Genomic DNA, 13,445 nt, shown 5'->3' on the forward strand with positions numbered 1-13,445 from the left:
CGATCGGGGTCACCCACGCGCAGCCGTGGATGCCCTGGGGATGTGCCGGCGTCAGGTGGTGGCGTCAGCACGGTGGGGTGGTGCGAAAGGTCTGGTCACCGGCGCCACCGGCCAGCATGACGACGCGCCCACGGTCGCGGCTGGCCGGCGCGGGACCACGGCGGAGAATCGGGCTCCCGGCAGCCACAACACCCGCTCGTGACAGCGAAGTTAGCGTTAACGACGTCATACGTCAAACGACAGAGGTCTATCGGTTGCCGGGTGTTCGTGGGCCGGTCGGGAACCGCGCAGGGGCACGGAACGCCCCGCCCACCGGGCCCGGTGGCGACTGCCGGGCCCGGACGACGGTCACGGCGTCCAGTACAGATGCGGGTTCACCCGCCCCGACCAGTCGAAGACGGCCATGTTGTCCCAGCCGTTGCCGGTTCCGTTGATGTCCGCCGGATCCCACCCGTTGCCGCGTACGGCGTGCCAGGTCGGCTCCCAGTAGAAGACGCCTACCGCACCGGCGTTGCGTGCGGTGTTCTGCACCCAACTGAACTGCTGCGCCTGCCCGGACCAGGTGGCCGGGATGTTGTCGCAGCGCGCGGTGCCGGGGATCACGTTCGGCTGGTGGTCGGCGTCGGCGGTGGTGAACGGGTACGCCGTCTCGGCGATCACCACCGGTTTGCCGTAGCGGGCCTTCACGTCGGCGATGACGTTGTACAGGTTGGCCAACGTGCCGTGCCACATGCAGTAGTAGGACAAGGCGGTGACGTCCCAGGTGACGCCCTGCGCCCGGATTCCGTCGTAGAACCAGCGGGCGTTGGCGTTGCTGTCCGCGTTCGCCGTGTGGATCCACACCTGGGTGCCGCCGTGGCACGCCTTGGTGGCCTGGTAGCCACGCTTGAGCAGGCTCGCCAGCGGGGCGAAGTCGTTGTTGACCACCTGTCCGGCGGGCCAGAGCATCCCCACGTTGATCTCGTTGCCGATCTGCACCGCGTCCGGCGTGGTGCCCTGCGCCTTCAGCGCGCTGCACACGTCGTAGGTGTAGTTGTAGACGTCGGCCTGCAACTGACTCAGCGAGTGGCCGGCCCAGACCGCAGGCGGATACTGCTTGCCCGGATCCGCCCAGGTGTCCGAGTAGTGGAAGTCGATCAGCAGCTTGAAGCCCTTGGCCTTGATCGCCCTGGCCTGCTGAAGCACCTTGGCCTTGTTGTTGTAGCCGCTGGCCGGGTTGTTCCAGATCCGCAGCCGCAGGTAGTTGACCCCCTTCGAGGCGAGGATGTCGTACGGGTCGGCCTGCGCGCCGGAGGCGTTGTAGTAGCGGGCCCCGAGATCGAGGCTGCGTTGCAGGGAGGAGACGTCCGCGCCGCGCATGGCGAGGGTGTTGGCCGCCTGCGCGGGAGCGGTGAGGGCCAGCGGGGCCGCGAGGACGACCACTGCCGCGAGGACCCGGAGGGACGGTTTCATGGCGCTCCTTCACATCCAGGGATGCGGTGCCCGACGGATTCGGGCACGTCCGGCGGGACTGCCGGACGGTCTCGGGACCAGGTGAGGTGGTGATGGATATCGATGGATCAAGCGTGACAGTCAGGGTGACCCATACCGACGCTCCCGCACCAGCCCCCGACCGTCGGTCTGCGGTGACCCGGACCCCGCGAGACGGTCAGGCGAGAAAGCGGTGCAGCGCGGCGGTCAGGTCGTCCGGGTTCTCCTCGGCGACGTGGTGTCCGGACTCGATCGGGTGGCCACGCAGGTCGTCGACCCAGGGACGCCAGACGGCGAGCGGGTCGCCGTACAGCTCCTCCATGTCGTCGCGGGTCGACCAGAGCAGCAGGGTCGGGCACCGGACCGTGCGACCGGCTCGCCGGTCGGCCTCCTCGTGCGCCCGGTCGACCCCGAGGCCGGCGCGGTAGTCCTCCAGCATCGCCCGCACGGTCGCCGGGTCGTGGATGGCCTGCCGGAACTCCCGGTGGTTGTCGACTCCCATGCGCTCCGGCCGCGCCTTCTCCGCGTACCAGGCGTCGGGATCGGCACCGATGGCCCGCTCGGGCTTGTCCGGCTGGGCGAAGAAGAACCAGTGGTACCAACTCCGGGCGAACGTCGCGTCGCACCTGGCAAGGGCCTCGCTGATGGGCACTCCGTCGATGACCACCAGCCGACTGACGGTGTCGGGATGGTCCAGGGTCAGGCGTAGTGCCACGTAGCACCCGCGATCGTGCCCGACCGGGGCGAACGTCGCGTGACCGAGCGTACGCATGAGTCGGACCAGGTCCGTCGCCACCACGCGCTTGGACTGCTGGGAGTGGTCCGGCAGAATTCGCGCCTTGCCGGACTGCCCGTAGCCCCGCATGTCGGGACAGACCACGGTGAACCCGTGGTCCACCAGCCGCGGGGCGACCCGATGCCAGGTCGATCCGGTACGTGGATGCCCGTGCACGAGCAGCACGGCAGGCCCATGCCCGGCGTGCCGGACCCGGAGTTCCACCTCTCCCACATCGACCCGCTCGTCGGTGAATCCGTCGAACATACGCGACCAGTACCCACGTCGGCCGCCGCCCCAACAGGCGGGTACGCGACGATGTTACATCGAATATCTTGCATGCATCGATGGCTGTCATGTATGAAGGCTTAGGAATCGTTCAGGTTCCGCTTCCTGGGAGGAGCGACGATGAAACCTGCCCTGCGCCGCCTACGCACCGCGACCGTCACACTCGCCGCCTGCACACTCGGCCTGTCCCTGCTGTCGGCCCCGGCCGCGGCATATCCGGTGCAGCCGATCACGCCCCTTTCCGACCGGGCGCCCGAGTCGGACCAGTTCTCGGCCGAGGGTGTGACGACCGTCGGTGAGCTGCGCACCGTCGACGGTTCGTTGTCGTACGCCCGCGCCGGCCGGACCCAGATCATTCAGCACCCCGGCGCCACGTACATCAAGGTGCACTTCAGCTCGCTGCGGCTGGCTCCCGGGGAGTACGTCACCGTGTCGAGCCCGGACGGCCGGGAAAGCTACCGGTACGACCGACACCTGAACCGGGCGACCGGCGCGGACTACACCACCGACGGGCGGCCGGGCTTCTGGGCGATGTCGGTGGACGGCGACACGGCGGTGGTGACCTTGCACAGCAACCGCTCCTCCCGGGGCAGCGCCGCGATCATCGACCGGTTCTGGCGCGGCTACGACCGCACGGAGATCAGCCAGTACAACTTCTCCATCCAATCGGTGTGCAGCACCGACGCCCGCCGCGACGTGGTCTGCTACCAGAGCAGCCACCCCACCGAGTACGCGCGCGGCAACGCGGTGGCCCGGCTGCTGATCAGCGGCGGCGGAATGTGCACCACCTGGCGGGTCGGCAACACCAACCGCATGTTGACCAACAAACACTGCTTCTCGACCCAGGCCGCGGTCAGCGGAAGCGAGATGCAGTTCAACTACCAGTGCGCCACCTGCGGTGGGGCGAACCCCGGGCCGGGCACCAAGGTCAGTGGTGCCACGCTCTACCGGGTGAGCAGTGGGGGCTCCAGCCAGCTCGACTACGCCCTGTTCTCGGTGAACAACTTCGCCGCCATCCAGGGCTTCGGCACGCTCTACCTGGCGACCTCCGCCACCACCACCGGGACGCAGATGTACATCCCGGGGCACGGTGACGGCAGCCCGAAGCGGCTGTCCATCTTCGAGAACGCCCAGAACGGCGCGCGCTGCACCGTCCGCAACGCCAACTACAACACCTGGAACATCAGCTACAGCTGCGACACCTCCGGTGGCAACTCGGGCTCACCGGTGCTGAACAGCAGCCACCGGGTGATCGCCCTGCACCACCTCGGCGGTTGTCCGTCCAACCAGGGCGCCAAGGCGCACCTCATCTACAGCGAGATCGCGAGTCTGATCGACAACGGCTGACCACAGCCGTGGCGGCCCGGTGGCGGACCACGCGCCCCCGGGCCGCCACCGGTCACACCAACCCTCGTGGGCCGCGCACCCGAGGCCGCCGTACCATCCGGTACATGACGATTGCCGTCGAACAGCACGTGGACGCCGAGGTCGCCACCGTCTGGCGGACAGTGAGCGACGTCGACCGCTGGGCCGAGTTGCTGCCTACCATCGACGAGATCAGGCGGATCGACGACGCCGGGCCGGTGGCGGTCGGCAGCCGCTTCCGGATCCGCCAGCCGGGGCTGAGCGCCGCCACGTACGAGATCACCGACTGGCGGCCCGGGGCCGGCTTCACCTGGGTGGCCCGTACGCCGGGTGTCCGGACCAGGGCGAGCCACGAGCTGCTGCCGGAAGGCTCCGCCACCCGCCTGCGGCTGAGCATCGACTGGGCTGGTCCGGTCGCCCGCCTGGTGGAGCTGCTGTACGGCAAGCGGACCCAGCGGCTCCTCACGCAGGAGGCGACGGCCTTCGCCAGGCTCGCCGCAGGCAACGGAGGTGCCCGATGAATCCGGTCGAGCGCATACCCACCCGCTGGGAGGTCCTGGACGAGCGGTTCCGGACGGTGAGCGGTGACCACATGGCGCAGCGGCTGTTCGACGGCGGGCGTTGGCTGGAGGGGCCGGCGTACTCCCCCGCGTGGCGCTGCCTGCTGTTCAGTGACATCCCGAACGACCGGGTGCTGCGGTGGGACGAGATCACCGGGCGGTGCGACGTCTTCCAGACGCCCGCCGGCTACGCCAACGGCCGGACGATCGACCGCCTCGGCCGCGTCGTGACGTGCGAGCAGGGCCACCGCCGGGTCACCCGGACCGAGCCCGACGGGTCGCTGACCGTGGTGGCGGACCGTTGGCAGGGCAAGCGGCTCAACAGCCCGAACGACGTCGTGGAGACCAGCGACGGCTCGTTGTGGTTCACCGACCCGAGCTACGGCATCGACAGCGACTACGAGGGGCACCGGGCGGATCCGGAGCTGGACGGCTGCCACGTCTACCGCTGCTCGCCCGACGGCCGGGTGGAACGGGTCGCCGACGACTTCCTGCGTCCCAACGGTCTCGCCTTCTCGGCCGACGAGCGTCGGCTGTTCATCGCCGACACCCGACGTCGGCACCTGCGCCACTTCGACGTGGGCCCCGACGGGACGCTGCGGGACCGTGGCGTGCTGGCCGAATGCGACGCCGGGTCGTTCGACGGGATCCGACTCGACCGGGAGGGCCGGCTGTGGGTCGCCGCCCACGACGGGCTGCACTGCTTCGACCAGGACGGCACCCTGCTCGGCAAGCTCCGGCTGCCCGAGATCTGCTCGAACCTCACCTTCGGTGGCCCTAAGCGCAATGTGCTGTTCGTGACGGCCACCACCTCGGTCTACTCGCTCGCCCTCAACGTCACCGGCGCAGGCCCGACGACCGGCCCGGCCACCGGGTAGGCACACCGACGACCGCTGGTCGGACCACCCGAACACCAGCCACCGGTCCGCTGCCGGCGGGGCCCGGGCAGGCCGGGAGGGTTGGGTGACCAACGGCCCGGGTATGGCACACCTGTTCGAGAGAAAGGGTGCCGACATGATGAGCGAAAAGCATGATCCGCAGGCCGCGGTGAAGGACCCGGACGAGTGGGTGACCGGCGACGAGCCGACGACGGCGGCGCAGGAGTCGTATCTGCGGACCCTGGCCCGCGAGGCGGGCGAGAGCGTGCCGGACGGCATCAGCAAGGCCGAGGCGGCGAAGCTGATCGACCGGTTGCAGCAGCAGACCGGGCGGGGTGTCCAGGGCTGATCCCCTGAGGCCACCTCCATCTTATCGACGGGTCAAGTCGTGCGAATCACCCTGGATGCCGATTTTACGGTTCTGGCCGGTACATATTCTCGACCAGTCCCCGTGCAGCAGCCTCTGGCAGACCAGGGAGCGGTGTGTCCGAAACAGTGCGGCAGCTCGCCATCGAGCAGCAGGTGGTCGACAGGGTGTACGAGCGACTGGAGGTCATGCGTACGCAGGCGAGGGAACTGGAGTCCGAGGGTCGCGGTCGCGCCTCGGCCGGCCCGCTGACCGGGCTGGTCGAGCGCGACGCGATGGTGCTGAGCGCGGCGGCCAGACTCTCCGATCTGGCTGGTCAGGAGGAGGGCCTGGTCTTCGGCCGGCTGGACTTCGACGACGGCGACACCTACCGCATCGGCCGGCTGGGCGTACGGGACGAGAACCGGGAGCCGCTGGTGGTCGACTGGCGTGCGCCGGCCGCCGCGCCGTTCTACCGGGCCACCCCCGGTGAGCCACTGGGCGTGGTCCGCCGTCGGATCATCAGCTGCGAAGGCCCCACGGTCGTCGGCGTGGACGACGAGGTGCTGTCCGGCGGCGAGGTCGACGGTGTGGTGGGCGAGGGTGCCCTGCTCGCGTCGCTCAGCCGGGAACGCGGTCCGCACATGCGCGACATCGTCAGCACCATCCAGCGCGAGCAGGACGAGGCGATCCGCGCACCGGCGCACGGCGTCACCGTCATCACCGGCGGCCCCGGCACCGGCAAGACCCAGGTCGCCCTGCACCGTGCCGCCTATCTGCTCTACACCGACCGGGGGAAGTTCGCCGACGGCCGGGTGCTGGTGGTCGGTCCGTCGACCGTGTTCACCGAGTACATCGGCCGGGTGCTGCCCGGTCTCGGTGAGGACAGCGTCCACCTGCGGGCGATCGGCGAGCTGTTCGACGGTGTGGTGGCGACCCGGCGTGACCGCGCCGAGGTCGCCAGGTCCAAGGGCGACCTGAAGATGGTACGGGTGCTCACCGAACTGGCCTGGGACACTCCGCCGAACGCGCCCCAACGGTTGGGCAGGCTCGACGCCGACGACCTGGCGAAGGCCCGGCTGGAGGTGCGTCGACGGTGCGAGGCTCGGGGCATCAAGCCCAACCTCGCCCGCGCCGAGGCGGCGCAGGTGCTCTCGGACCTGCTCGGCGGCAGGGAGATCCCGGACGCCTTCCTGAACGCCTGGTGGCCGATGCTGACCCCGCAGGACGTGCTGCCCGCGCAGCACGGGCAGTGGTCGGTGGACGACGTCCCACTGCTCGACGAGCTCGCCGAGATCCTGGGCCCACCGGTCACCACGGCGCCGACGAGGAGCGAGTGGCAGGTGCGGGAGCTGAGCAGCGGTCCCCGGCTGGCGGAGACCTTCGTGCTCAGCCTGAGCCTCAACGACGGTTGGCAGCTCTTCGCACCCGGACTGGCCACCCCGATCGCCGTCTCCGGCCAGTCCCTGGACAGCGGCAACGTCTGGGCGGCGCAGCGCTGGGCGGCGGCGATCATCCTGCGTGAGGGCCACACGGTGGTGGGCTGGGCGGACGGCTTCGACCCGTACGGCGAGGAGGGCCAGGTGCCGGAACTGGCCGAGCCGCTGCCGGTGGCCGTGCCCACCGAGCCCGTCGAGGACGTGTACCTGCACGTCATCCTCGACGAGGCCCAGGATCTGTCGCCGATGGAGTGTCGGATGATCGCCCGCCGAGCCGCCCACGCCTCGATGACGATCGTGGGCGACCTCGGTCAGGCGACCCATCCGCTGGCCGCCCGGAGCTGGCCGGAGCTGGTGAAGCAGCTGAGCAGACGCGAGGTCCGGATGCTCGATCTACCCACCGGCTATCGGGTGCCGCAGGTCATCGCCGACTTCGCCGCCCGGGCGCTGGCGCCCGGGATCGCGCCGACCCGCTCCTTCCGACCCGGCGGCACCCTCACGATCCGTCAGGTGGACGACCTGCGGGCGGCCCTCGCGCAGGAAACCGGTGCGATCATCGCTCCGGACGCGATCGCCGACGCACTGGGGGCGATCCCGGTCAGCCAGGTCAAGGGGCTGGAGTACGACCGGGTGGTGTTGGTGGAGCCCGCCGACATCGTCGCCGCCGAGCCTCGCGGCATGAACCGGCTCTACGTCGCCCTGACCCGGGCCGTCGCCGAACTGGTCATCCTGCACACCAGGCCACTGCCGGAGGCGCTCCGGTCGTGAGCGCCCGGTCGGCGTCGGTCACCCGTCGTCCGACGCCGCCGGTGGTCGCTGGACCGCCTCGGCGACGACCCGCCAGACCTGGGTGGCGAGCCAGTCGTTGAGCTGCTCCGGCCCGACCTCGTCCCGATGGTCGAACCACCAGATGATGCCGGCGTCGACCATGCCCACGACGCTGGCCACCACGTACGCGGGCAGGTGCGCCGCGTACCCGGCGGCACGCAGGTTGGCGACGGCGGCTTCGGTGATTTCGGGAACGGCGTACGCGGTGCCGAGACGGGCCCGGAACCGGTAGAGGTTGGGGTGGGCCACCGCCCAGCTCAGCACCTGGCCGACGATGCCGTGCACCACCTCCGGCGGGGTGCCCGAGGCGGTCAGCGACGGACGGATCCAGGCGCTCACCAGGCGGGCGGCGTGCCGGGCGACGGCCTGGTCGAGGTCGTCCTTGCTGGCGAAATGGCGGTAGACGTGCGGTCTGGGCAGCCCGGCCCGGTCGGCCACCGTGCCCAGCCCGATGTCGGTGCCGTGGTCCTCGATGACGCGGACCGCGGCCTCCACGATCGCCTGCCGTCGCCGGGCCCGCTCCTGCGGAATGCCGCCGGCACGGCGGGCGGCGATGGTGTCCCGTTTCACCGCCGCGTTACCCACCCGATCACTGTAGCGGGTCGGTAGCCTTGGTTGGGTACGAGCTGTACCCAACCAGCATCCTGCGAGGTAGCCATGCCCAGTCAAGCGCCCGGCCCCGTCGACCTCGCCCGCCTTCAGCAGGTGCTCGACGGACCGTGGGCCGAGGTCCGCAACGCGCACCGTCGGCATCTCGACGAACGCTTCCTCCCGGTGTACGGCGAGACCGGCGACCAGGCGCGTGAGCGGATCACCCGACTGCTCGGCGAGCTGCCCGTCAAGCTGGGTATCGCGTCGGCCTTTCCCACCCAGTACGGCGGCGGATCCGACGTCGGCGGCTCGATCATCGCCACCGAGATGCTCGCGCAGGTCGACCTCTCGCTGATGGTCAAGGCCGGCGTGCAGTGGGGCCTGTTCGGCGGCGCGGTCGCGGCTCTGGGCACCCGGCGTCACCACGACGCCTACCTTCGGGACATCATCTCCGGCCGGATCCTGGGCTGCTTCGCGATGACCGAGACCGGACACGGCTCCGACGTCCAGCAGCTGCGCACCACCTGCACGTACGACCCCCGGACGCAGACCTTCGACCTGCACACCCCGCACGAGGCGGCCCGCAAGGACTACATCGGCAACGCGGCCCGGGACGGGCGGATGGCGGTGGTCTTCGCGCAGCTGGTCACCAACGGGCGGCGGCACGGCGTGCACGCGTGGCTGGTGCCGATCCGCGACGAGCGGGGCAACCCGCTGCCCGGCGTGACCATCGGCGACGCGGGGGCCAAGGCCGGCCTGCTCGGCGTGGACAACGGGCGACTCAGCTTCGACCACGTGACGGTGCCCCGCGACATGCTGCTAGACCGGTACGGCCAGGTCGCCGAGGACGGCACCTACTCCAGCCCGATCGAGAACGACTCCCGACGCTTCTTCACCATGCTGGGCACCCTGGTCCGGGGCCGGGTCAGCGTGGGTGGCGCCGCGTCGTCGGCCACCAAGTCGGCGTTGACCATCGCGGTCCGCTACGGCGACATCCGCCGCCAGTTCAGTACCCCTGACGCGGAGCGGGAGGTGCTGCTCAACGACTACCTGGCCCACCAGCGCAAGCTGCTACCCGCCCTGGCCACCTCGTACGCGCTGCACTTCGCCCAGGCCGAACTGGTCGCCGCGGTGCACGAGGTGCAGGGCGGCGACGGCCCGGTCGACGAGCGCCGGCAGCGGGAGCTGGAATCCCGCGCCGCCGGGCTCAAGGCCGCACAGACCTGGCACGCCGCCCGCACCATCCAGCTGTGCCGCGAGGCGTGTGGCGGCGCCGGTTACCTGGCCGAGAACCGGTTGCCGGGGCTACGGGCCGACACCGACGTCTTCACCACCTTCGAGGGCGACAACACGGTCCTGCTGCAACTGGTCGCCAAGGGGCTGCTGACCGGCTACCGGGACGAGTTCGGCTCGCTGGACGGCTGGGGTCGCGCCTCCTTCGTCGCCGAGCAGGTCCGGGAGATGGTGCTCGAACGCTCCGCCGCACGGTCGCTGATCCAGCAGCTGATCAGCGCCGTGCCGGGCCGCGACGAGGAGGTCGCCGTCACCGACCGGGGCTGGCAGCTGAAGATCTTCGACGACCGCGAGAAGCATCTGCTCGAAGGGGCGATCCGCCGCTTGCGTAACGGCGCTTCCAGCAAGCAGGACCGCCCGTTCGACATCTTCAACGATGTCCAGGACCACGTCCTCACCGCCGCCGCCGCGCACATCGACCGGATCACCCTGGAGGCGTTCGTCGCCGGCATCGAGGACACGGCGGACCCGGCGGTCCGGGCGCTGCTCTCCCGCGTCTGCGACCTGTACGCCCTCAGCGTCATCGAGGCCCACAAGGGGTGGCTGCTGGAGCACGGTCGGCTCACACCGGCCCGCTCGAAGGCGATCACCGCTGTGGTGAACGGCCTGCTCAAGGAGCTGCGCCCACAGATGCGGACACTGGTGGACGGATTCGCCATCCCGGACATCTGGCTGCACGCGGCCATTCTGAGGGAGGAACCCGGTCGCCAGGAGACGATGACCGCCCACGACACCGCCTCCGCCTAGCACCCGGCCGCGCGGGGTCCGCGCGACGGGCAGGCGGTCTGCGCCACGTGGGTCTGCCGCTCTGGCGGCAGGCCCACATCAAGGTGAGACATCTCCTATTTGGTTCAAGCTTGAACCGAGTCCGGCTATCGTCGGATTCAAGCTTGAACCTCAGACTCATGGGAGTTGTCGTGACCCTGTTCCGACTGGATGCCAGCATCCGCACCCACGGCTCGGCGAGCCGCGAGATCGCGGACATCGTCGAGGCGGAGTGGCTCGCCGCGCGCCCCGACGACACGATCGAACGTCGCCACCTCGGCGTCGACCCCCTGCCCGCGACCGCCTGGGCCGCAGCGGTCACCGCTGGGACGACCGCGCCGGAGGAGCACACCACCGAGCAGCGCGAGGCCGTCGCCCTCGCCGCGACGCTTGTGGACGAGCTGCTCGCCGCCGACGCCATCCTGTTCGCCGTGCCGCTCTACAACTACGGCGTCTCACAGCACTTCAAGGCGTACGTCGACCTGGTGAGCACCGACCAGCGAGCGTTCGCCCAGCCGTTCCTGGCGGGCAAGCGGGTCGTGCTCGCGACGGTGCGTGGCGGGGCGTACGGCGGTGGCACGCCCCGGGAGGGTTGGGACCACGCGACGCCGTACCTGCGCCGCATCCTCGCCGACTGCTGGGGTGCCGACCTCACCGTCATCGAACGCGAGTTCACCCTCGTCGGCGTCAACCCCGCCCTTGACTCGTTCACCGACCAGGCCGCGCAGATGCACGCCGAGGCCCTGAAGGCCGCTCGGGAGGCCGGCCGCGCGCTCGGCGGCCTGCCGGTCCCGGTCTGAGGGGCGGGTGAGGCAGACCGGCGCGGCACGCCCCGCGCCGGTTCCACCTCGCCCTCAACCATCCGCCCGGCCGGAGGCGTTTACTTCTGGCGAGGGGGTGGCGATGAGCCAGACGTTCCACGAGTTCGTGGTGCACCGTTCACCGGCGCTGTCCCGGACCGCCTACCTGCTCACCGGCGACCACCAACTGGCCGAGGATCTCCTCCAGAGCGCACTCGCGCGGACGTACCGGCACTGGCGGCGGATCCGCGACGGTGACCCGGAGGCGTACGTGCGCCGGGTCATGTACCACCAGCAGGTCTCCTGGTGGCGGCGGCGTCGGTTCACCGAACGGCTGGAGGCCGACCCGGCGCCCGCGCAGGCCAGTCACCCGGACCCCAGCGACGCCGCCACCCTGCGGGTGACGCTGGCCGCCGCGTTACGGCAGCTCACCCCCAGGCAGCGGGCCGTGGTCGTGCTGCGCTTCTACGAGGACCTGACCGAGGCGCAGGTGGCCGCCACACTCGGCTGCTCCGTCGGGACGGTGAAGCGGCACGGGCACGACGCGCTGGTGCGGCTTCGCGCGGTGGCCCCGGAACTGATCGACCCGGTGCCGGAGAGGAGCGCGCGATGACCGCCCGGCTGCGTGAGGCGCTGCACGACACCGCGGCGCAGGTTCCCGCGTACCAGGTGGAGCAGCGGGCGCTGGCGACGGCGCGTCGCACGCGGCGGCGTCGGGCCACCGCGGTGGCCGCCGCGCTCGCGCTCGTGGTGCTCGGCGGGCTCGCTGTCCCGGCGACCCGCACGCCGCCGGCGGATCCGGCCGGTCGGGCCGCGTCGGGGGCGTTGCCGGACCGGATCGGCCTGCCGCCCCTCGGGAGCCTGCACGCCACGGACCGACCCCGGACCGGTCCCGCCTCGGTGATCTTCACCGGCGAGGCCGGACGCCTGACGTACGACGACGAGTGCAGTCTCGTCACCGTGGTGGACGGCGACACGGATGCCTACCGGACAGTCCGCAGCGGCTGGGAGATGACCGCCGGCACGGACGTGGTGCTCTCCCCGCAGGGACGGTGGATCGCCCACGACCCGCAGCGAGGCGATCCCCGAGTGGAGATCATCGACCTGGTCACCGGCGCGACCCGTCAGCTGCGCAGCGGTGTTTCCGGGACGGTCGGCACGGAACCGGCCGGCTGGTCGCCGGACGGGAAGTCCCTGGTGGTCCGTGACTCGGTGCCGACCCACCCCGATCGTAGTGATCACCGGCGACTGCTCAGCCTGATCCGGCTGGACGACGGCAGCTCGGTCCGGCTGGCCGAGGCGCCATCCGGCAGCGTGCCCGGCGTGGTCGTCGCCTTCGCGCCCGGCGGGGACCGTCTCGCCTGGCAGACCGGGCACGTGGTCACGGTCGCGCACACCGACGGTAGCGTGATCGCCTCGTTTCCACTCGCGCCCGGTACCGAGCTGGCCGGCAAGGGGGCCTGGACGCCGGACGGGCGGTGGCTCACCGTGGCGCGGCGCGATGACGCGAGGTGGACGCTGCGCCGGATCGAGCCGGCCACGGGACGGGACCTCGGGGCGTTGGGAACAGCCGGCGTCGACGACGTGGTCGGCATCCAACTCCTGGGCTGGACGGCGACCGGGGTGCCCTGGGTGGTGTCCTACCTGCCCCATCCGCCCGACTCACCGGACTTCACCCGCCCCTTCCCCAACGATGACCGCCCGGAGTACGGCCACATCGGGAGCATCGAGGTGCTGTCGCTGCCACCGGACGGCCAGCCACCGACCACCCTGCTCACCGCACCCCGGCAGGTGGTCTCCATCGACATCGCCGACGAGGTGATCCGGGCCGGTCAGACCCGCGTCGCCGACCCACCGCGCGGCGTCGGCGGCCGGTTCTGGATCTGGACCGCCGGGATCGTGCTGGCGGTAAGCGCGGTGGCGGCCTACCGGCGCCGGGAACAGCTCACGCTCTGGTGGGAGAACCGCCGGGTGCGACGGTCAGCCGGGGCCCGGTGACGCTGGAGCGCTGACCGGCATTCAGTGGCCGTTCACGCCAGCGCCAGGC

The 13,445-nt window shown here is 70.9% G+C and carries 12 protein-coding genes; 9 read left to right on the top strand and 3 right to left on the bottom strand.

The window, feature by feature from the left end:
* Positions 1-348 precede the first annotated feature (348 nt).
* Positions 349-1,452 (bottom strand): glycosyl hydrolase 53 family protein, encoded by a 1,104-nt coding sequence (locus KBX50_RS06560; protein ID WP_210935485.1) that lies wholly within the window; start codon positions 1,450-1,452, stop codon positions 349-351.
* A gap of 196 nt (positions 1,453-1,648) precedes the next feature.
* Positions 1,649-2,512, bottom strand: coding sequence for an alpha/beta fold hydrolase (locus KBX50_RS06565; RefSeq protein WP_210935486.1), 864 nt, complete (start codon positions 2,510-2,512; stop codon positions 1,649-1,651).
* Between the two features lie 141 nt (positions 2,513-2,653).
* Between KBX50_RS06565 and KBX50_RS06570 the strand changes: the two genes are divergently transcribed.
* The 5 genes from KBX50_RS06570 (at position 2,654) to KBX50_RS06590 (ending at position 7,889) form a co-directional block, all read left to right on the top strand.
* Positions 2,654-3,880, top strand: a complete 1,227-nt coding sequence (locus tag KBX50_RS06570; protein ID WP_210935487.1) for a serine protease — start codon at positions 2,654-2,656, stop codon at positions 3,878-3,880.
* Between the two features lie 104 nt (positions 3,881-3,984).
* Complete coding sequence (locus KBX50_RS06575; RefSeq protein ID WP_210935488.1) at positions 3,985-4,419, top strand: SRPBCC family protein; 435 nt, start codon at positions 3,985-3,987, stop codon at positions 4,417-4,419.
* On the top strand, positions 4,416-5,336 hold the full coding sequence (locus KBX50_RS06580) for an SMP-30/gluconolactonase/LRE family protein (protein ID WP_210935489.1): 921 nt from the start codon (positions 4,416-4,418) through the stop codon (positions 5,334-5,336). The genes KBX50_RS06575 and KBX50_RS06580 overlap by 4 nt, the downstream gene beginning before the upstream one ends.
* A gap of 139 nt (positions 5,337-5,475) precedes the next feature.
* Positions 5,476-5,685 (top strand): DUF3072 domain-containing protein, encoded by a 210-nt coding sequence (locus KBX50_RS06585; RefSeq protein ID WP_307870866.1) that lies wholly within the window; start codon positions 5,476-5,478, stop codon positions 5,683-5,685.
* A 134-nt stretch (positions 5,686-5,819) separates the two neighbouring features.
* Complete coding sequence (locus KBX50_RS06590; protein ID WP_210935492.1) at positions 5,820-7,889, top strand: UvrD-helicase domain-containing protein; 2,070 nt, start codon at positions 5,820-5,822, stop codon at positions 7,887-7,889.
* A gap of 18 nt (positions 7,890-7,907) precedes the next feature.
* Here the strand turns inward: KBX50_RS06590 and KBX50_RS06595 are convergent, their stop codons facing one another.
* On the bottom strand, positions 7,908-8,534 hold the full coding sequence (locus tag KBX50_RS06595) for a TetR/AcrR family transcriptional regulator (protein ID WP_210935494.1): 627 nt from the start codon (positions 8,532-8,534) through the stop codon (positions 7,908-7,910).
* Between the two features lie 72 nt (positions 8,535-8,606).
* Between KBX50_RS06595 and KBX50_RS06600 the strand changes: the two genes are divergently transcribed.
* The 4 genes from KBX50_RS06600 to KBX50_RS06615 all read left to right on the top strand — a co-directional run bounded on the left by KBX50_RS06600 (position 8,607) and on the right by KBX50_RS06615 (position 13,396).
* Positions 8,607-10,580 (top strand): acyl-CoA dehydrogenase, encoded by a 1,974-nt coding sequence (locus KBX50_RS06600; RefSeq protein WP_210935496.1) that lies wholly within the window; start codon positions 8,607-8,609, stop codon positions 10,578-10,580.
* A 158-nt stretch (positions 10,581-10,738) separates the two neighbouring features.
* A complete protein-coding gene (locus tag KBX50_RS06605; protein ID WP_247673203.1) occupies positions 10,739-11,398 on the top strand; it encodes an FMN-dependent NADH-azoreductase in 660 nt (219 codons plus the stop codon).
* 103 nt (positions 11,399-11,501) lie between these two features.
* Entirely contained in the window at positions 11,502-12,011 is a 510-nt protein-coding gene (locus tag KBX50_RS06610) for a SigE family RNA polymerase sigma factor (protein ID WP_210935498.1), read from the top strand.
* Positions 12,008-13,396, top strand: coding sequence for a hypothetical protein (locus KBX50_RS06615; protein ID WP_210935500.1), 1,389 nt, complete (start codon positions 12,008-12,010; stop codon positions 13,394-13,396). The genes KBX50_RS06610 and KBX50_RS06615 overlap by 4 nt, the downstream gene beginning before the upstream one ends.
* The last annotated feature ends 49 nt before the right edge of the window (positions 13,397-13,445 follow it).

The sequence above is a fragment of the Micromonospora sp. C51 genome (assembly GCF_018070435.1).
Classification (GTDB): Bacteria; Actinomycetota; Actinomycetes; order Mycobacteriales; family Micromonosporaceae; genus Micromonospora; species Micromonospora sediminimaris.

Coding starts and splice junctions, on each gene's coding strand:
- KBX50_RS06560 (WP_210935485.1), bottom strand. CDS start 1,452: ATGAAACCGTCCCTCCGGGTCCTCGCGGCAGTGGTCGTCCTCGCGGCC.
- KBX50_RS06565 (WP_210935486.1), bottom strand. CDS start 2,512: ATGTTCGACGGATTCACCGACGAGCGGGTCGATGTGGGAGAGGTGGAA.
- KBX50_RS06570 (WP_210935487.1), top strand. CDS start 2,654: ATGAAACCTGCCCTGCGCCGCCTACGCACCGCGACCGTCACACTCGCC.
- KBX50_RS06575 (WP_210935488.1), top strand. CDS start 3,985: ATGACGATTGCCGTCGAACAGCACGTGGACGCCGAGGTCGCCACCGTC.
- KBX50_RS06580 (WP_210935489.1), top strand. CDS start 4,416: ATGAATCCGGTCGAGCGCATACCCACCCGCTGGGAGGTCCTGGACGAG.
- KBX50_RS06585 (WP_307870866.1), top strand. CDS start 5,476: ATGAGCGAAAAGCATGATCCGCAGGCCGCGGTGAAGGACCCGGACGAG.
- KBX50_RS06600 (WP_210935496.1), top strand. CDS start 8,607: ATGCCCAGTCAAGCGCCCGGCCCCGTCGACCTCGCCCGCCTTCAGCAG.
- KBX50_RS06605 (WP_247673203.1), top strand. CDS start 10,739: ATGGGAGTTGTCGTGACCCTGTTCCGACTGGATGCCAGCATCCGCACC.
- KBX50_RS06610 (WP_210935498.1), top strand. CDS start 11,502: ATGAGCCAGACGTTCCACGAGTTCGTGGTGCACCGTTCACCGGCGCTG.
- KBX50_RS06615 (WP_210935500.1), top strand. CDS start 12,008: ATGACCGCCCGGCTGCGTGAGGCGCTGCACGACACCGCGGCGCAGGTT.